This is a genomic window from Rhizobium leguminosarum bv. viciae (assembly GCF_012276115.1).
Lineage (GTDB): Bacteria > Pseudomonadota > Alphaproteobacteria > Rhizobiales > Rhizobiaceae > Rhizobium > Rhizobium leguminosarum_T.
In genome coordinates this window covers 241134-259236 of sequence record NZ_WIEU01000001.1, presented here as the reverse complement: position 1 = coordinate 259236, position 18103 = coordinate 241134, and the positions used below count along the sequence as shown (strand labels likewise).

General features: G+C 61.1%; 16 protein-coding genes. 4 read left to right on the top strand and 12 right to left on the bottom strand.

The features are described 5' to 3' along the window. Nucleotides 1-3: 3 nt before the first annotated feature. The 3 genes from otnI to GFM02_RS01225 all read right to left on the bottom strand — a co-directional run bounded on the left by otnI (nt 4) and on the right by GFM02_RS01225 (nt 3124). Nucleotides 4-780: a 2-oxo-tetronate isomerase gene (gene otnI / locus GFM02_RS01235; protein WP_168267073.1), complete on the bottom strand. Its 777-nt coding sequence runs from the start codon at nt 778-780 to the stop codon at nt 4-6. Between the two features lie 14 nt (nt 781-794). Beyond that, a complete protein-coding gene (gene ltnD / locus GFM02_RS01230) occupies nt 795-1739 on the bottom strand; it encodes an L-threonate dehydrogenase (RefSeq protein WP_168267074.1) in 945 nt (314 codons plus the stop codon). Between the two features lie 68 nt (nt 1740-1807). Beyond that, nucleotides 1808-3124: an MFS transporter gene (locus tag GFM02_RS01225; protein ID WP_168267076.1), complete on the bottom strand. Its 1317-nt coding sequence runs from the start codon at nt 3122-3124 to the stop codon at nt 1808-1810. Between the two features lie 241 nt (nt 3125-3365). Between GFM02_RS01225 and GFM02_RS01220 the strand changes: the two genes are divergently transcribed. The 4 genes from GFM02_RS01220 to GFM02_RS01205 all read left to right on the top strand — a co-directional run bounded on the left by GFM02_RS01220 (nt 3366) and on the right by GFM02_RS01205 (nt 7183). Then, nucleotides 3366-4364 (top strand): LacI family DNA-binding transcriptional regulator, encoded by a 999-nt coding sequence (locus GFM02_RS01220; RefSeq protein ID WP_168267078.1) that lies wholly within the window; start codon nt 3366-3368, stop codon nt 4362-4364. 16 nt (nt 4365-4380) lie between these two features. Continuing rightward, nucleotides 4381-5055 (top strand): aldolase, encoded by a 675-nt coding sequence (locus GFM02_RS01215; RefSeq protein ID WP_168267080.1) that lies wholly within the window; start codon nt 4381-4383, stop codon nt 5053-5055. Between the two features lie 171 nt (nt 5056-5226). Continuing rightward, on the top strand, nt 5227-5895 hold the full coding sequence (locus GFM02_RS01210) for a haloacid dehalogenase type II (RefSeq protein ID WP_026188726.1): 669 nt from the start codon (nt 5227-5229) through the stop codon (nt 5893-5895). A 13-nt stretch (nt 5896-5908) separates the two neighbouring features. Next, nucleotides 5909-7183, top strand: a complete 1275-nt coding sequence (locus GFM02_RS01205; RefSeq protein WP_168267082.1) for an NAD(P)/FAD-dependent oxidoreductase — start codon at nt 5909-5911, stop codon at nt 7181-7183. Nucleotides 7184-7260: 77 nt separating this feature from the next. Here GFM02_RS01205 and GFM02_RS01200 read toward each other — a convergent pair whose 3' ends face one another. The 9 genes from GFM02_RS01200 to GFM02_RS01160 form a co-directional block, all read right to left on the bottom strand. Then, entirely contained in the window at nt 7261-7566 is a 306-nt protein-coding gene (locus GFM02_RS01200; RefSeq protein ID WP_064655387.1) for a DUF982 domain-containing protein, read from the bottom strand. Nucleotides 7567-7641: 75 nt separating this feature from the next. After that, nucleotides 7642-7941 (bottom strand): hypothetical protein, encoded by a 300-nt coding sequence (locus GFM02_RS01195; protein WP_168267084.1) that lies wholly within the window; start codon nt 7939-7941, stop codon nt 7642-7644. 9 nt (nt 7942-7950) lie between these two features. Then, nucleotides 7951-8898 carry a ThiF family adenylyltransferase gene (locus GFM02_RS01190; RefSeq protein WP_168267087.1) on the bottom strand — a complete coding sequence of 316 codons (948 nt, stop codon included), beginning with the start codon at nt 8896-8898 and terminating at the stop codon, nt 7951-7953. Then, complete coding sequence (locus GFM02_RS01185; protein ID WP_168320520.1) at nt 8895-10340, bottom strand: aKG-HExxH-type peptide beta-hydroxylase; 1446 nt, start codon at nt 10338-10340, stop codon at nt 8895-8897. Before GFM02_RS01185 ends, GFM02_RS01190 begins: the two co-directional genes overlap by 4 nt. A gap of 243 nt (nt 10341-10583) precedes the next feature. Then, nucleotides 10584-12290: a S8 family serine peptidase gene (locus tag GFM02_RS01180; protein WP_168267091.1), complete on the bottom strand. Its 1707-nt coding sequence runs from the start codon at nt 12288-12290 to the stop codon at nt 10584-10586. Nucleotides 12291-12323: 33 nt separating this feature from the next. Continuing rightward, complete coding sequence (locus tag GFM02_RS01175; RefSeq protein WP_168267093.1) at nt 12324-13355, bottom strand: phosphatase PAP2 family protein; 1032 nt, start codon at nt 13353-13355, stop codon at nt 12324-12326. Between the two features lie 41 nt (nt 13356-13396). Continuing rightward, on the bottom strand, nt 13397-15352 hold the full coding sequence (locus GFM02_RS01170; RefSeq protein WP_168267095.1) for an SARP family transcriptional regulator: 1956 nt from the start codon (nt 15350-15352) through the stop codon (nt 13397-13399). 226 nt (nt 15353-15578) lie between these two features. Continuing rightward, nucleotides 15579-17036 (bottom strand): NAD-dependent succinate-semialdehyde dehydrogenase, encoded by a 1458-nt coding sequence (locus GFM02_RS01165; RefSeq protein WP_168267098.1) that lies wholly within the window; start codon nt 17034-17036, stop codon nt 15579-15581. 15 nt (nt 17037-17051) lie between these two features. Continuing rightward, nucleotides 17052-18095: a tartrate dehydrogenase gene (locus tag GFM02_RS01160; protein WP_168267100.1), complete on the bottom strand. Its 1044-nt coding sequence runs from the start codon at nt 18093-18095 to the stop codon at nt 17052-17054. Between the last annotated feature and the right edge of the window lie 8 nt (nt 18096-18103).

Below are 18103 nucleotides of genomic sequence, written 5' to 3'. Positions count from 1 at the left end.
CGTCTAGCTCCGTGCAAAAGGTTTGAACCAGCCAAGACCGTCCAGTGTGCGGCCGCGTGGGATGTATTCGCAGCCGACGAAACCGTCGTAACCAAGGCGGTCGATTTCGCCGAACAGATAGGGATAGTTCAGCTCCTCCCCATCCGGCTCGTTGCGGGACGGCACGCTGGCGATCTGGATATGGCCGGCAATCGGCAGCAGGTGTCGCAACGCGATAGTGACGTCGCCGTGGATGATCTGGCGGTGATAGATGTCGAACTGCAGCTTCAGGTTCGGCAGGCCGCATTCGGCAATCAGCCGCTCGGCGGCGCCGAAGTCGTTGAGGAAGTATCCAGGCATGTTTCGCCCGTTGATCGGCTCGAGCAGCAGATCGATGCCTTTTTCCGCAAGCCGCCCGGCAGCATAGGTTACGGAGCGCCGATAAGCGGAGGTGGCGTCTTCGTCATGACAATCGGCGATGCCTGCCATCAGGTGCAACCGCCTGACGCCCGTTGCTGCCGCATAGTCCAGGGCCTGCTCGACATCGGCTTTCAGCGCATCGAACCGGCGGGGAAGGGCCGCGATGCCGCGCTCGCCTGCTGCCCAGTCGCCCGGCGGCAGGTTGAACAAGGCCTGCTGCAGATTGTTGCGGGCAAGCCGTTCGGCGATTGCCTCGGGCGTGGCTTCGTAGGGAAAGAGGTATTCGACGGCCGCAAAGCCGGCCTCGGCTGCGGCGTCGAAGCGGTCGAGGAACGCCCATTCGTTGAACATCATCGTCAGGTTGGCGGCGAAAACCGGCATGTGTAGCGTTCCTTTTAAAGGCTATGCGGCTCTCTGGTGGAACCGGGCAATTCAGCGCCGGAAAGCTTGGCATAGAGCCGCGCGAGCGAAGAATCGTCGTCACGCCCCATACCGGCTCCGGACGCGGCCAGATACATCTGCAAGGCTGCTGCCGCGAGCGGCACCGGGTAACGCTCGGAGCGGGCCATGTCTTGGACGATACCGAGATCCTTGACGAAAATCTCGATGCTGCTGAGCGGAGTATAATCTCCGGCCAATACATGCGGCACACGGTTTTCGAACATCCACGAATTGCCGGCCGAAGCCGTGATCACCTCATAGACCTTGCCGAGGTCGAGGCCCTGCTTGGCGGCGAAGGTTATCGCCTCACAGGCGGCCGCGATGTGCACGCCGGCGAGAAGCTGGTTGATCATCTTGAAGGCAGCACCTTTTCCGGCCTCGTCGCCAAGCTCGTAGACCTTGCTCGCCATGGCGTCGAGACCCGGGCGCGCCGCGCCGAAGGCCTGTCGGGAGCCGGAAGCCATGATCGTCAGTTCGCCCCGCGCCGACTTGGCCGCGCCACCCGAAATCGGCGCGTCGAGGTAATGCAGGCCGAGAGCCTCCACCCGCCCGGCCAGATCGCGCGCGACGGCGGGATCCATGGTGGCCGACGAGATGAAGACGGCGCCGGACTTCATCGCATTTGCGACGCCTTGAGACCCGAACAGCACAGCCTCGGTCTGCGCGCCGTTGACGACCACGGAGACGACGATGTCGGCATCCTTTGCCGCAGCGGCAGGGGTCGCCGCGCCACGTCCGCCCTCGGCGACGAAGCGGTCCACTGCCGCCGGCGTGATGTCATACCCAACGACATCGAGACCCGCGCGCTTCATCGACCGGGCCATTCCAAGCCCCATGGAACCAAGTCCGATGACGGCTGCGACAACGGCCGAGCCCGGATTTTCAGCAAGCGGTGACATGAGGAGGTTCTCCAGTCTCTTGAGAAAGATCTGCGCCCCTCCGGGTGCCATCCCGGAGGGGCTGTTGTTCAGCGATTGACGGTTTTCGCAGGAACCGTCAACACGGCCAGCGAACCGATGACCAAGGCAGCCGCCAGCAGATACATGCCGGCGCTGTTGGTGCCGGTGAAGTCTTTGAGATAGCCTACCAGAAACGGCCCGAGAAACCCGGCGAGATTACCGACCGAGTTGATCCAGGCAATGCCGGCCGCAGCGCCCGTGCCGGCGAGAAACGCTGTCGGAAGCGACCAGAACAGCGGCGCGCAACTGATGGCGCCGGCCGCAGCCAGCGAGAGGCAGACAATCGAGACGGTCGTGCTCGTCGCCATCGTCGCCGCGACGAAACCACCGGCGGCGATGAGGGCTGGGATGACGAGGTGCCAGCGGCGTTCGCGCAGCCTGTCGGCGGAACGTCCGAGCGCCAGCATCACGACGAATGTGCAGATATAGGGGATCGCGGAAATCAGGCCGATATTGAGGTTTCCGTTGACGCCCGAGGCCTTGACGATGGTCGGCATCCAGAAATTCAGGCCATACTGCCCGAGCACGAAGCAGAAATAGATCAGGCACATCAGCCAGACGCGGCGGTCGGTCAGCGTTGCGCCGATGCTGTGCGGGCTTGCCGTCTTGGCCCGGTTCTCCGCCTCGATATTGGCCGTCAGCACGCGTTTTTCCTCATCGCTCAGCCATTTCGCGCGCTGGATCGTATCATCAAGGTAGAAGAACGTCGCGACGCCGAAAAGAATAGCCGGAATGGCTTCGATCAGGAACATCCACTGCCAGCCGGAAAGTCCGTGCGTGCCGTGGAAACTGTCCATCAGGAGACCCGAAAGCGGATTGCCGAAAATGGCGGATATCGGGATCGCCGACATGAAGGTGGTGATGATCCTGGCGCGGCGATGGGCCGGATACCAGGCGGTCAGATAAAGAATGATGCCGGGGAAAAATCCGGCTTCGGCAACGCCCAGCAGGAAACGCAGCACATAGAAGACGGTTTCCGATGAGGTGAACATGAAGGCGGCGGAAATGATGCCCCAGGTGAGCATGATGCGGGCGATCCACACCCGTGCGCCAACCTTGTTCATGATGATGTTGCTCGGCACTTCAAACAGGAAATAGCCGATGAAGAAAATGCCTGCGCCGATGCCATAGGCGGCTTCCGAGAGGCCGAGTTCGCTTGACATCTGCAGCTTGGCGAAGCCGACATTGACGCGGTCGAGATAGGCGATCACGTAGCACAGCATCAAAAAGGGTACGATGCGCCAGAATACCTTGCCATAGGCACGGTCTTCGAGCGTCTGGGCGGGATGTATGCCAACAACTGGCGCTTGCGTCTGCAGCGTCATGATTTTCTCCTCCGATTGTTGCCGCGGTCTCCTTGAGGTCCTCCCGCGGCACGCCGTGCCACTTTTTTGGCAGCGCTGCCATTCTCATTAAATCATTTTGGCAGCGCTGCCAACAGCAAATTGGTAGCGCTGCCAAAAAAACCTTGCTTCTTGGCGACAGCGGTGAAAAATGGTGGCAACGCGGTGGTCATCGGCCGGGCAGGCCGGGCAACCACCACAACAGTCGGGTTCAAACGCAACGATGGAATTCAAACATCAACCGACGGTAACGCTTGCCGAGGTCGCGGAAGCGGCCGGTGTTGGCGAGAGCACGGTGTCGCGCGTACTGCGCAACCACGGTTCGTTTTCCGGCAAGACGCGGGAGCGGGTGATGGCCGCCGTCGAGCGGCTGGGTTATGTGCCGAACCGGATCGCGGGAACGCTCGCCTCCACCGGTTCGCGTCTCGTTGCCTTCGTCATTCCCTCTTTGTCCAACATCGTCTTTCCCGATGTGCTGCGCGGTGCCAGTGCCGTTCTGGAGGAAAACCGGTATCAGGCGGTTTTCTCCGTGACCGATTATGATCCGGGCAAGGAGGAAGCGCTCGCCGCCGCGATGCTCGCCTGGCGGCCGGCGGCGGTCATGCTGGCGGGATGCGAGCATACCGAGGGTACGGTGAAGATGCTGCGCGCCAGCGGGTGCCGGGTCGTCGAGCTGCTCGATCTGGACGGCGAAGCTCTCGATATCGCCGTCGGCTTCTCGAACCGCGCGGCCGGGCGGGAGAGCGCTGCCTTCCTGCTGAAGCGGGGCTATCGCCGAATTGGCTATGTCGGTCACGACCTGAACCGCGATACCCGCGCCGGCAAGCGGTTTTCCAGCTTTTGCGAAACGCTCGATGCGCATGACACCCCGCTCGTCGCCCACGAAATTCTCGCCGGCGCTTCGTCCGTGGAAAATGGCAGGTTGGGGCTGGAGCGGCTTCTCGCCCGGACGACCGATCTCGATGCGGTCTATTTCTCTAACGACGACATGGCGCTGGGCGGCTATTTTCATTGTCTGGCCGAGGGAATCGCGATCCCCTCGAAGCTCGCCATTTTCGGCTATAACGGCCTGGATATCGGCCGGGCAACACCGCAGCCGTTGTCGACCATCCGAACGCCGCGAGTCGCGACCGGGGAGATCGCCGCGCAGCTGGTCGTCACTAATGCGCCGCCGCAGGCCGTCGATCTCGGCTTTGAACTGATCGAAGGGGCAACCGCGTAATATTGGAGGAACTGTCATGTCCGACGCGCGCCTGCGTGAGGAAATCTGCCGATACGGCCGCTCGCTGTTCGAGCGCGGGCTGACGCCTGGTTCGTCGGGCAATATATCGTTGCGGCTGGAGGATGGCGGCTGGCTGGTCACGCCGACCAACGCTTCGCTCGGCTTTCTCGACCCGGCACGGATCTCCAGGCTCGATGCCGAAGGCCGGCTCCTGTCCGGCGACAAGCCGACCAAGGAGATCCCGCTGCACACTGCCCTCTATGATACGCGCGGCAGCGCCCGCGCCATCGTCCATCTTCACTCCACCCACGCAGTGGCATTGACCATGCTGCCGGAGATCGATCCGCGCGCCGCCCTGCCGCCGATGACGCCATATTATCTGATGCGCGCCGGCGAAACCGCGCTGGTGCCGTATTATCGTCCCGGCGATCCGGCGGTGGCCGACGCCATCCGCGGACTGGCGGGCAAATATTCGTCAGTGCTTCTGGCCAATCATGGACCTGTTGTCGCCGGCGACAGCCTGGAAGCGGCGGTCTTTGCGACCGAGGAACTGGAGGAAACGGCGAAGCTCTATCTGCTGTTGCGCAACCTCAATCCCCGTTTCCTCAGCCCGGCCCAAGTGGCCGATCTCGTCAACACCTTCGGCCTCGACCTCCCGTCGCATCACGATCATAATCACGACGGCGATTGAATGCGTCACTCCGCCGCTCGTTGACGGCGGGCAAGCGCGCAACCTTCTGCCAAACCCTGCTTTCGATACGATAGATTCTGCTTCCGATGGCGGCAATTCAGGCGAGCTGTGGGTGAAGCGATGCCTATGATTGTGACACGTCCCCAGTTCCGATCGCTCAAGGATACTCAAATGACGACGTTCCGTCCGAAATACATCACCTTCGACTGCTACGGCACGCTAACCAACTTTCAGATGGCGGAGGCGGCACGCGATCTCTACGGCGAAGAGCTCGACGAGCGGCGCATGGCGGAGTTCATCAAGAATTTCGCCGCCTATCGGCTCGACGAGATCCTGGGCGACTGGAAACCCTATGCCGAGGTGGTGCACAATTCGCTCGAACGGACATGCAAGCGCAACGGCGTGACATTTCGCGACGAAGCCGCCCGGATGATCTATGAGCGGGTTCCGACCTGGGGGCCGCATTCGGACGTTCCGGCCGGTCTCGCCAAGGTCGCCAAGGAAATCCCTTTGGTCATCCTCTCCAACGCGATGAATTCACAGATCATGTCGAACGTCGAAAAACTGGGCGCGCCCTTCCATGCGGTCTATACCGCCGAGCAGGCGCAGTCCTATAAGCCACGCTTCAAGGGCTTTGAATATATGCTCGATATGCTGGGCTGCGGGCCGGAAGACGTGCTGCATTGCTCGTCCTCCTTCCGCTATGACCTGATGTCGGCCCACGATCTCGGCATCAAGAACAAGGTTTGGGTCAATCGCGGCCATGAGCCGGCCAACCCCTATTACGGCTATGTCGAAATTCCTGATATCTCGGGCCTGCCTGGCGTCGTCGGGCTCTGACGAGGACACGCGCATGCAGTTCGAATCCTACTGGCACGACACGGCCCAAGCCTTTGCCGGCGGCGCTCAAGGCCCCGTCGAAGGACATTACGACGTCGCCGTCATCGGCGCCGGCTTCACCGGGCTTGCCGCGGCGCGACAGCTTGCAAAGGCCGGCGTCAAAGTTGTCGTGCTGGAGGCCCAACGGGTCGGCTGGGGGGCGTCCGGGCGCAACGGCGGCCACCTCAACAACGGGCTCGCCCACAGTTTCCTCTCCGCCAAATCAGCACTCGGCGTGGAGCGGGCCGTCGCCCTCTACAAGGCGTTTGACGATTCCATCGACACGATCGAGGCGATCATCGCCGTAGAGGGGATCGACTGCAATTTCCGCCGCGCCGGCAAGCTGAAGCTTGCCTCCAAGCCGCAGCATTTCGATGCCATTGCCCGCAATTTCGAGGCTGTTCACAAAGAGGTCGATCCGGACACCGCACTTCTGACCGCGAGTGATCTGAAAAGCGAGGTCGGCTCGCCTTTCCATGGCGCCATGCTCTCGAAGAAGAGTGCAATGATGCATATGGGCCGTTATGTCGCCGGGCTCGCCACAGCGGCCGCCCGTCATGGCGCCGTTATCTTTGAAAGCGCGGCGGTGACCGCCCACCGGCAGGGCAACGGCCGCCACAGCCTTACGACCGCACGCGGCACCGTTACCGCAGACCATGTGTTGGTCGCGACAGGCGCCTATACGCCGTCGCTCTTCAGCTATTTCCGCCGCCGGATCGTTTCCGTCGGCAGCTTCCTGATCGCCACCCGTCCGCTGACCGACGCCGAAATCGCAGCTACGATGCCGGGCAACCGCACCTGCGTCACGTCGATGAACATCGGCAACTATTTCCGGCTGTCGCCCGACAGGCGGCTGATCTTCGGCGGCCGCGCACGCTTTTCCGCCACATCCAATCAGCGCTCCGACGCAAGGAGCGGCGACATTCTGCGGGCCAGCCTGGCTGAAATCTTCCCGCAGCTTGCCGGCGTCGAGATCGATTATTGCTGGGGCGGGCTCGTCGACATGACCAAGGACCGCTATCCGCGCGCCGGCTATGTCGATGGTGTCTGGTATGCCATGGGTTATTCCGGCCACGGCGCCCAGCTCTCCACCCATCTCGGCATCATCATGGCCGACGCCATCCTCGGCAAGGTCGACCGTAATCCGATCAAGGGGCTCGAATGGCCGGCCGTTCCCGGCCATTTCGGAAAGCCGTGGTTCCTGCCGCTCGTCGGGCTCTATTACAAGACGCTCGATCGCTTCCAGTAACGGACCGGATCAGTCCGATTGCAGCCGAAGCGGCTCGATGGGGGCAGGATTGCGATGAGCACCTGCGCGGGGGGCAACTATCTGGCCTCGCTGACTGGATAGATCCGGAGAATCCCAAGGCGGTTATCAGTCGTGATCACTGCAATACCCGCTTCATATGCCGCGCGGACGATTGCCTCATGCAATTGCTCGGGTTCGCTCTCTCCGGTAAGGACCTCCAAACAGATTCTCACTGCTGTGAGGAATTCCTCACCATCGTCGGTGGGCCATTCCTTCAGCAACAGTTGGGCAGCCTCGTGAGCGGTACGGATCACCTTGCGATCTTTCCCTTCGGCAAAAACAAGAATTATCGTTGGGAACTTTCTCACCATATCGAATCTCATTGCCCCTGAACTCCGCAGGACGGCCAGTGCCAATGCCGGGTCATGGTTCGGACCGAGATTGGCCACACGTGCTCGTCAACCATCTTCCGTATCGTTTCGACAATCACGTCGCCTATCCTCCCGTTGGTGGGAAGGAGCGGGCGTTCTCGTCGCCTGCTCCTTCCCACTTCCGTGGATAGAGTTAGCGAGATTGGCTTTTAGCTCACCGGCTGCCGCCTCAAGGAGTCGCTTGAATTCTTCGGAGGTCACGCCATCCGCTCGCATCACGATGGCGATCAGCGGATCACGAAGAGCTTCGGTTATCGTCAGCTCATCGTTCTTTCCGGCAGTTGCGCCAACGGGGCTACAATATTCCGAGGAAAATAGCGCGATCATGGACATACCTTACATTTGGGGTGTTTTAAGAGTGCACAGCTCGGCCTGATCGCCTTTGAGGTCCAATATCCATTGGCGTCCCCGGGCGACCGAGTGTCTCGAAAGGCAGTTTTGGGCGATCTGCGACACGGCAAGGCCGGCGACCAATGGGTTGTCGACGGCGGCCGGCGGGGTGCGAAAGCTGTCGTCGGTTGCGACTTGGGTGGCGCAATGGCAGACGGAACATACGTCCTCATGCACCAAGACCAAAGGACCTGCCATGCAATAGTTTGCCGAGCGGCCCACATGCAGATGCGGCGGCAGGCCGGCTTTCAATGCTCGGCAGGCCGACAGGAGATCTTGGGCTGGACGAGAATCGTCGCCGGCGAAAATGAAGAACGGGTTATTAGCGTAGTCTGCGATTAACCGCAGCGCCGAGGCGCCTTCCGCAAATTCCGGCAGCGCGAAGACATAGGCCGAGAAACCCGCGGCCAGATGGGTCGCCAGCCTGTCCGTCTTCAGCCAGCCGAGATTCGCCTCGCTTGCCCATGGCAGACGGTTCAAATCCTTCTCGTCGATACGATCCGCATCAACGAGAAGGAAATGGCGCGCGCCGAGGGCCGCAAGCTGGATGGCGATCTGCGAGCCCAAGTCGCCGCATCCGATGATGACGAAGTCGATATCGCCAAACCGTGCGACGTCGCGTTGCCGATGGCAAAGAGGCGTCAGGATGGCGTCGTGGTGATCGATTGCGGCGGAGTCATATTCGTCCTCCGCCGGCATATCGGAAGCCTTCAACGAGACGACGAATGCAGACCTGGTAACATAGGGGCTCTGTTCCTCGACAGAATCGGCACTATTGCCGGTGAACAGAGCCCCCCGGCCGCCCCGCCCAAGGCTGTGGGTGACGAGGTTCGGGAAGTCGACGGACGCCGTGGCGGTCGCTGACAATCGTTTGGACCGATCATTGACCATCACATCGCCTCCATCTCGCTGGGCGCATATCCGCGGATGGTCTCGGCATAGCGACCGTAGTCCTTGCCCATCGCATGGTCGGCGGCCTTCGCGATCACGTGGAATTTGCCGTCATACCAGAGGCTGACATTGTCGCCGCTGTCATCGATCTCTCGCCGGCCCATCCGAGGATCGACCGGCTCTTTGCCGCGCAGCAGCATCTGTCCGATATCCCAGGCTTGGCGATCGAGAACGCGCTGGCGCTCGGCAAAGTGCGCCTGGCGGTGCGCAATGGGCTCTTCGGCAAGCAACTGGCCCACGAGGAACAGGATCCGGCTACTCCAGGAAGGAATGGCGGCGATGTCTGGGAGGTCGAGGAGGACATCGCCGCCGAGACGTTCGATTCCTTTCCGAGCGATATCGATGAGCGGGACCTGCCGCGCGGCATAGGTAATTATGAATGCCGTCTTCCAGGCGCGGCGCTCAGGATCCGCCTCGTTGGATAGGCATGCCATGCCGAAGGCGCACTCCCAGGGAATGGTGTACACCACGTGCAGGATGCTCTCGAGCGTCTGTAGATCCTCCTTGTATGGGGAAACATATTGGAACTCGCCAGGCAGGGATGCCGCCGCCGAGGTCGTATAAAACCCCAGCAGGATATGCCCCGCTTGGTGAAGCAGTTGGGCCGCGGTCGCGGCATGATCGCCGTCGCGCAATCTTTCTCTGGAAAGCACGATGATCGCGCTGCCCGGCAATTCGTTCGAACTCGAGAACGAACACGGCGGTTCGCGTCGCACGCCAATGTAAAGCGTGTGCAGGCCGGCGATCAGGCGCTGATAGCCGTATCTGTCCAATTCCGCTACTAGCGCGAGGGCGCTCTCCAGATGATCGGCAATGTGATCCAATTCCGCGTTGTCAGTGGTGGGGTCGTCGGAACCGCGATAGTTCGGCATGCATTGGCCGAGGAGGGCTTGCATGACACGGCTCCGCGCCAGGCTTTCGATGCGGACGAGGCCGATGCCGCAAGAGAGCCGGCGTGCCGGCTGACGTTCGAGTTCAAGATCCGATGCGATCAGATCCGACTGCAGATAGCCGCTGACGATCTGCGCATCGGGGCCTCCCGCCTGCCATTCCAGGCTCCGCGCGAGCCCATTCATCCAGGCTGCGAGCACGGACGAACGATAAGGGTCGGAACTGACCGGTTCCGCGATCGTTGGGGGAAGTTCCAGCAGGCGAGTGTATCCGCCACCTGCAAGGCCGGGGAAATAACCTGACAGCGTCTCCACCCCGGCCGAACAATCGGTAAGCTTCGAAGCAGCTGCAAGCGTGCACCCATATTGGAAGCGTCGTTTTAAAAGGTTGCGAGTTGCGACGCGCTGCAGGGAGGCAGTGCTTGCCATCAGGGGATTGCCCCTGAGCAGGTGACGTGCCTCATCTGCCAATTGTTCAATGCGAGACGCGGACATCGAGGCCTCCGTGGGTTTGTCTTCTGGTAGATCGAGGTTGCATGTCGGGCGAAGATGCCCCGGTTCGGGCCGGCTTCGTCGGGCATCGGAACGGTATGCGCCGTCCGTTGAGAGGCACTATTGCCCAAGGGCGTCATTCGCCCGCCAGTACCGCGTTAAAAATCCGTAAAAAGGGGGGTAACCAAAGAAAAAGCCCCCTCGATAAAGGGGGCTTGGAATCTCGGAATAGCATCCTCCGGGCGTTCAGATGGCCAGGGCTGCCTGCACCGCCGCCCGCGCATTTGGCAGTCCCGATCCAAAGAAATAGGCCATCTCGACGGCGTCCTCGCTTTCGGCGTTCATGCAATCCGCCGTCAATTTCCTCGTTCCGGGCGCGACAATGGCGTCCAGGCGGGATGCGGTCTTCAGAATTGATTTCACTTGAGGCCCCGAGAGGCGGTCGCCGGGATTGTGGCGGCTTTTGTAGGCCCGCTGTATAAGGGCACATAGCCCGCCCACCTGCGCCGACGCGCCTGATGTGCCCCCGAATGTGGTATAGTATCCGCCCCCGATGCCGAGATTGGTTCCGAACGGCACGATGGCCGACCACGGATCGGAGCCACGATCATAGCCGAAAATCCCCGATAGGTCCGTCGTCAGCAGCGAGAAGTGCGAATAGTAGTATTCCCGCGTTCGAAAGGCGCTGTAGTCGTGCTGCGCGGCAAATGGAGAAAGCCGGTCGAGGCGCAACTGATGCCTGTTGAACACCTCCCCGTCGTCGGAGGGGGAGACAACCGTCAAGCCTTCGCCGTAATTGCTGTAGCCCGAACGGAAACCTTCGACGGTAACGGCTCCAACGGCTATGATGCCGTTGTCGTCGGCGGCAAGACTTGCCGGATAGATCAGCTGGCTCTCGCCGCTGTTTCCTGCGGCGCAGACAATCGGGATGTGCCGGCTGATGGCGAGGATGAGTTGTTTGAGGACGTGCCATGGGCGATCCGGATTGGAGCCTTTCTGCGCGGCCTTCGGCTCAAGTTCAGGCCCACCTTGATCAGCAACGGCAATGCGCGTGAACAGATTGGCGGCATCCTGGTTTTTCCATAATTCCAGGTCGGCCTTCAGCTCGTTCTTCGGATCAACGATGCTGCGTTTCGGGTCGGGCAGACCGCGTGGCAAGACGATCACGTCTGCTTTCTGAAGATAGGCATAAAGGAAGGCCGCAATGAACTGCCTGACATCGTCTTCGAAGGATGTTTTGATCGAGATGAGCCTTGAGAAAGGATCAACGCCGAAATAGGGGATGACATTGCGATTGCCGCTCGTACGCAGCTCGTCGCCATTTCCGTAGAAGGCTCCTTCCGGCGGAAGGCTTGGCGTGCCTTCTTCCGCAACAACGGCGGGTTCGCCGACGATCAGCCCTGCGCAGCAGGTACCATGCGACGCAAACAGCGATTCCGGATTGTAGAGCCGCCGGAGAACACCCTCCGACGCGGCGTATTCGGCAACCAGATCACCGAGATAGTCCCGGTCGTCGTTGGAAAGGCCGATATTGCCGAGCGGAGCGATGTCGAGCCCGGCAAAGAAGGCATGTCTTTCCTCGCGGTCGAAGGACGTGGTCGTATCGAGAATTTCGCGCACGCGCGCGCCGTAACGATGGGTCGTCAAATCGATTGACGCCTCCCGGTCAAGCCGGGTTGCCAGATTGGGATGATCCGGAGATACGCCGACATCGATCAGCGCGACCCGTGCGGGTCGCAGCGGGCCGGCGGAAGCGCCGGCGGAAGCGATGGTATCCCAGACCGTGCCGGTGATGAGGGGATCGGGGAGCGCGCGTGCGGCGCTCGCATCGGGCGCTGGAGGCGTCGGCGGAGCCGATCCGTATTCCGCGTCGACTACGCCAAGAGCAGTCAGGTGCCAGAGATAGTAGTAGTTGATCGGCGCGGGCTCAGGCATTCTTGTTTGATCCGTCATGGTTGTAACCCTGTTGAGCAGCAGCTGGAGAATTCAGACCCATTCGTCGTGTACGGCCTGGAACAGAGGACCGAAGGCGTCGTGGAGGTAGGGAGCGAAGCGTCGGGCGAGATCTCGCCCTGCATGTGTGTCGCTCGGATAGTGCAGGCCGGCCCATTCGCGATTTTCGGCGACGTTCTGGGCGATGCGGGCAAGCTCGTCGGTGGCCGGATGTTCCGGCAGGATCGTCGAGAACGCAAAGGCGATCGAAAAGCACTGGAACGAATGGTTGCTGGGATAGGACTCGTGGACCGGCACGGCCAGCAACGGCCGCAGCATGGGCTCAAACTGGTTTGGCCGCAGCCGATTGAACTGGCTCTTGTAGATCAGTCCGACATATTCGCAGGCTGCCAGGATCGCCTGGAAAAGCCCTTCCGTCTGCTCGAAACCGCCGAGATCCTCGATATGCAATGCGCGGGTGAATTCCCCCACGGAGATCGTCGACTCGATCTGGATGTCGGGAAGGCGCCGCGCGCGCTCGCGGTCGCGGCGCTGCATGGAGAGCAGCACCGTCGTTTCGAGGCGGGTATAATCCGGGCCGGGCGGTGGAAGTATATCCAGCATTTCCCAGGTGAAGCGCCGCGCCGCGGTATAGGCGTTGCGTGACGGCTGCTGGTGCAGCCTGCGCAGCTCGAAGGAAGGGATAAGCTGCGACACGCCGAGGCTGGCGCCGTCCATCGTCGACTTGTTCTTATTCTTATTCTTATTCTTATTTTTGTTCTTGTTTTTGTTCAGTGACGCCTTGTTGAGCACCGACTTGTTCGCCACGCTCGTGAGGACCGAGGCTACGGCCATCGTGGCCATCACCGGCCCGGCCAAAGGCGATGCATCTTCACGCGTGCCGGGGAAAAGCGCAGGTTCGGAGGCTGCATCAGGTTCAGCCGGCGACGCACCGGCGAGAGGATCAGCACCGGCGTCGTCCCTCGGTTCGCATGGAAGGACCGTATCCGGCTCAATCCTGAATTTATAACTGTTTAGAAATAAAACTAATTTTGATTGCGATTCGTGGGCAGTGTCCGCTTCCATTGCAGCCTCCTTGCGCGATGATGTGAAAAATTGTCCGGGGTTCAGCGCAGCTTGGCGCCGGCCTTGAGCAGGCCGTCGATCAAGATCTGGCCGCCGCCTGTGTCGAGCAGCGGATAGCCGCTGCCGCGGAAGTCGTTGATGGAGAAGCCGCCCTCGACTGCCTCAAGACGCTGCAGGTAATGCCGCGCGCCGCCGAGATCGTTGGAATGGGCATGACTGGAGGCAAGATAGCGCAGCAGGCTGTTGAAGTTCGGCCGTGCCCGCAAGGCTTCTTCGCCTGCAACTATGGCTGCGGCATGGTCGCCTGCAAGCGCTGCCGCAATGCATTTGGTCGTATCGAAGTAATATTTATGCGGGCTGTAGACGCCGAGCTCTTGTACCCAACGCGCCATCGCCACCGCCTTGTCGGGCTGGCCTGCATAGCAGTGCAGCATCGCGTAGAGGTCCCAACCGAGCGGCAGGGCCGGATTCAGGCGGATCGATTTTTCGAACAGGTTGGCCGCATAGTCGTATTCGCCGAACAGGAACGAATGGACGTGGCCGACGAGCGCGAGCGACACGGAATTCTGCGGATCGAGTTCCAGCGCCTTGCGTGCATAGGCCTGGGCTTCCTCAATCAGATGCGCGTCCAGCGCGTTGAAACGCTGGCCGACCTGGAAAGTCCGAATGAATGACAGCCAGGCAAAAGTCGATGATCGCGGCTGATACTGGATCTGTTCTTCCAGCCGCCGTTCCGCGTTATCGAGGTCGTCGCGCGACAGCCGAAAGATCGCATTGACGGCGTCGATCAGGAGACCGTCTTGCGACAATCGGCTGTCGGTTGCCTGGATCTCTTGGAAATAGGCCAACTGATCGACGGCCTGGCTGATCAGCGCAGCGGCGATGCCGAACTCGCCCCGCTCGAACTGCGTGCGGTTGATTGCCTGACTGCCCAGCCAATGAATGCGGTTGTTGATCAGGTGCTTCATCACCAGCTCGATCAGCACCATGTCACCATCAAACGTCAGGCGAAGCTGTAGGCATATGGGAAGGCTGATCTGCTGTTCGTTCTCTTCAATATGCGGCAAGGTGAAGGAGAGGTCGGTGACGCCAAAGCCCAGCCCATCGATGATGGCTTTTGCAATGAGGTTCTGGAACCGTGTCGCAGCAATTTGTCCGCCCTCTCCGGCACCCACCACGATGGGGGACAGAAGAGCCATCATCCATTGCCAGCCACCGCCGCCCCGCCGCCCATCTGGGCCGCTGCTGGCGATGTCCACGGGTTTGCCTGTTCTCGACGTATCCGGGGCGCCTGTTAACGGCAGCAGGGCGGAATGTTTGGCGATATCGCGGCTCGGTTGCTGTCGCGGCTCGAAGACGTCGTGGACTTGTCCTTCATCGAGGCGGCGATACCAGTTTTGCCGTTCCAGCGCCAACCAGTCCTCGAATTCGGGATCGCGGATGTCGATGCCTTCGAGCAATTCGTCGGTGACTTGATCCGGAGACCGCTCCGTCCGAATCATCAGGTCGGTATCGAGCACGAGTCGGTCCGTATCCAGCCAAACGGTATTCTTATCCGCAATCAAGAGATCGCGTGCCGGCCCCAGACTCTTATGAATGTCCAAAAGCGCCTGGCGTAGACTGGCTGCCGCCTGGTCATCGGAGCGATCGCTCCATAACTTGTCCCTAAGCCAGATTCTCGAGCGCGAGCCCCGGGTGGACAATGCAAGCATTGCCAGAAGAGCCTGTGCCTTTTTGGATTTCGGAGCAACCGACCGCCCCCCGGCGTCCACAAGGGCAAAAGGCCCGAGCAGGAACATCCGAAACGGATAGTGCTCCTTGTTTATGCGATCCAACGGCCCCGCCCCCGCTGCCTCCGATACGCTCGTTTGGCGGCCGGAAAACCTGGCATCCAGGGGCCAGTCTGCCACAACTTCGGCTCCTGACAAGCAACCGGGAAGGGAAACCGGGATTGCGAAATGTAAATCTATGCTATGACGATGATCGAACTGAAGCATAACCGGTTGAAATCCCTCTGCGTAACTTCGCAAAGCGGCCGTAGCATCCTGCCGTCAAAGCAGCGTCAAAGAAATGTTGTTTGGGCACCGTAATTTTGCAGGCATCCGCCAAAGGCTGCGGAGTACTTAAAACGACGTGTCGGAGTTGCTCCAGCAGGAGCATCGACAGTCGCTCCGATCATCCAGCGCCGAGATGATGTCCCGGCGCTCTTTTGTTTTCCTGTAGTCAGGCGAGCCCGCCGATGTGGAAGCTCTTCATTTCGAGATATTCCTCGATGCCGCACTGCGCGCCCTCGCGGCCAAGACCGGATTGTTTGACGCCGCCGAAGGGAGCCACCTCGGTCGAGATCGCCCCTGTGTTCAGGCCGACCATGCCGAATTCGAGCGCTTCGGCGACACGCCAGGAGCGTTTCAGGCTCCCGGTGTAGAAATAGGCCGCAAGCCCGAAGGGCGTGGCGTTGGCAATGCGGATCGCCTCTTCCTCGTTGTCGAAACGGAAAAGCGGGGCAACAGGTCCGAACGTCTCTTCGCTGGCGAGCTGCATCTCGGTCGTCGCACCGCCGAGCACCATCGGCACCGCATATTGATCGCCTTCAGGCACGGAATCTGCGGTGGCGAGGATCCTCGCTCCCTTTTCCACCGCATCGTCGACATGACGCTTGATCTTCTCGATCGCCGCCTTGTTGATCATCGGCCCGATATCGGTGCCTGCATCCGTGCCGGCCCCGACCTTCATCGCCGATACGCGCGCGGAAAGTTTGGCGGCAAAGGCCTCGTAGACGCCGGACTGGACGAGAAGGCGGTTGGCGCAGACGCAGGTCTGCCCGCCATTGCGGAATTTCGAGGCGATCGCGCCTTCCACGGCCAGATCGAGATCGGCATCGTCGAAGACGATGAAGGGCGCGTTGCCGCCGAGTTCGAGGCTGAGCCGCTTGACACTGTCGGCCGCGCCGCGCATCAGCAGCGAGCCGACGCGGGTCGAGCCGGTGAAAGAGATCTTGCGGACGGTCTGGTTCGCCATCAGTTCGTCGCCGATGCCGGCCGGCATGCCGGTGACGATATTGATCACCCCTTTGGGGATGCCGGCGCGCTCCGCCAATACACCCAGCGCCAGCGCCGAAAAGGGGGTCAGGTCCGATGGTTTGACGACGACGGTGCAGCCTGCGGCGAGCGCCGGCCCGACCTTGCGGGTGATCATCGCATTCGGAAAATTCCATGGGGTGATGATCGCCGACACGCCGACGGGTTCCTTTAGAACGACGATCCGCCGGTCCGTCGTCGGCGAGGGAATGGTCGTTCCGCCGATGCGGCGCGCCTCCTCGGAAAACCATTTGATGAACGAGGCGCCATAGCGGATTTCACCGCGTGCTTCCGTCAGCGGCTTGCCCTGCTCCCTGGTGAGGATCAACGCCAGATCCTCGATATTGTCGAGCATCAGATCGTGCCAGGCTTCCAGCAACGCGCCGCGCTCGGCATTGGTCTTTGCGCGCCATGGACCAAAGGCCTTTTCCGCCGCCACGATTGCCGCCCTCGTATCGGCTCCGTCCATGTCGGGTACCGTGCCCAGCACATGCTGGGTCGCCGGATCGATCACCTCGATCGTGTGCCCGGCCGCGGCCCCCCGCCATTCTCCGTCGATCAGTCCCTGCTGACGAAGCAGGCTGCTATCCCTCAATCCGTTCATTCTGTTCTCCATTGATCAGCCAAGTGCCGAAAGCACCGATGCCGTGATGGCGTCGGTCTTGTCCTTGCCGGGAATTGCGCCGATGCTGCGTGCCGTCGTCGCCTCGATTGATGCCATCACCCTTGCGGCGGCAGCCGCTTCTCCCAAATGCTCCAGCATCATTGCGCCCGACCAGATGGCGGCGATCGGATTGGCGATGCCGAGATCAGCGATATCGGGCGCCGAGCCGTGGACCGGTTCGAACATCGATGGCGCCGAGCGATCGGGATTGATATTGGCGGAGGCGGCAAAGCCGAGCCCGCCCTGGATGGCGGCGCCGAGGTCGGTCAGGATATCGCCGAACAGGTTGGAGGCGACCACGACGTCGAGACTATCCGGCGCCATGACCATGCGGGCAGCCATGGCGTCGATATGGTAGCTGGTCACCTCGACATCTGGATATTCCGCAGAAAGCCTCTGGGTGATCTCGTCCCAGAAGACCATCGAATATTTCTGGGCGTTGGACTTCGTCACCGAGGCAAGCTTGCCGCGTCGTGTCCGCGCCTGCTCGAAGCCGAAACGGAGGATGCGTTCAACCCCCTTGCGGGTGAAGATCGAGGTCTCGACCGCTACCTCATTATCGGTGCCCTGGTGGACGCGACCACCGGCACCGGAATATTCGCCCTCGGTGTTTTCACGGATGCAGAGGATATCGAAGCCGTCAGACCGCAACGGTCCGTGCACACCCGGCAGCAGCCGGTGCGGGCGGATATTGGCATATTGCACGAAGGCCTTGCGGATCGGCAGCAGCAGCCCATGCAGCGACACGGAATCCGGCACTTTGCGAGGCCAGCCGACGGCGCCGAGCAGGATGGCATCGAAGGATCTGAGCGTTTCGATGCCGTCCGCGGGCATCATGCTGCCGTTCTCCAGATAGTAGTCGCAGGACCAGGGATAGCTGGTTGCGTCAAGAGAAAATCCGTTCAGGCGAGCTGCCTTTTCGAGCACGACCCAGGCTGCTGCCGTCACGTCGCGGCCGATGCCGTCTCCGGGCAGAAGGGCGATCTTGTAGGTTTTCATCGCAGATC

Coding starts and splice junctions, on each gene's coding strand:
- otnI (WP_168267073.1), bottom strand. CDS start 780: ATGCCGGTTTTCGCCGCCAACCTGACGATGATGTTCAACGAATGGGCG.
- ltnD (WP_168267074.1), bottom strand. CDS start 1,739: ATGTCACCGCTTGCTGAAAATCCGGGCTCGGCCGTTGTCGCAGCCGTC.
- GFM02_RS01225 (WP_168267076.1), bottom strand. CDS start 3,124: ATGACGCTGCAGACGCAAGCGCCAGTTGTTGGCATACATCCCGCCCAG.
- GFM02_RS01220 (WP_168267078.1), top strand. CDS start 3,366: ATGGAATTCAAACATCAACCGACGGTAACGCTTGCCGAGGTCGCGGAA.
- GFM02_RS01215 (WP_168267080.1), top strand. CDS start 4,381: ATGTCCGACGCGCGCCTGCGTGAGGAAATCTGCCGATACGGCCGCTCG.
- GFM02_RS01210 (WP_026188726.1), top strand. CDS start 5,227: ATGACGACGTTCCGTCCGAAATACATCACCTTCGACTGCTACGGCACG.
- GFM02_RS01205 (WP_168267082.1), top strand. CDS start 5,909: ATGCAGTTCGAATCCTACTGGCACGACACGGCCCAAGCCTTTGCCGGC.
- GFM02_RS01200 (WP_064655387.1), bottom strand. CDS start 7,566: ATGAGATTCGATATGGTGAGAAAGTTCCCAACGATAATTCTTGTTTTT.
- GFM02_RS01195 (WP_168267084.1), bottom strand. CDS start 7,941: ATGATCGCGCTATTTTCCTCGGAATATTGTAGCCCCGTTGGCGCAACT.
- GFM02_RS01185 (WP_168320520.1), bottom strand. CDS start 10,340: ATGTCCGCGTCTCGCATTGAACAATTGGCAGATGAGGCACGTCACCTG.
- GFM02_RS01180 (WP_168267091.1), bottom strand. CDS start 12,290: ATGACGGATCAAACAAGAATGCCTGAGCCCGCGCCGATCAACTACTAC.
- GFM02_RS01175 (WP_168267093.1), bottom strand. CDS start 13,355: ATGGAAGCGGACACTGCCCACGAATCGCAATCAAAATTAGTTTTATTT.
- GFM02_RS01170 (WP_168267095.1), bottom strand. CDS start 15,352: ATGCTTCAGTTCGATCATCGTCATAGCATAGATTTACATTTCGCAATC.
- GFM02_RS01165 (WP_168267098.1), bottom strand. CDS start 17,036: ATGAACGGATTGAGGGATAGCAGCCTGCTTCGTCAGCAGGGACTGATC.
- GFM02_RS01160 (WP_168267100.1), bottom strand. CDS start 18,095: ATGAAAACCTACAAGATCGCCCTTCTGCCCGGAGACGGCATCGGCCGC.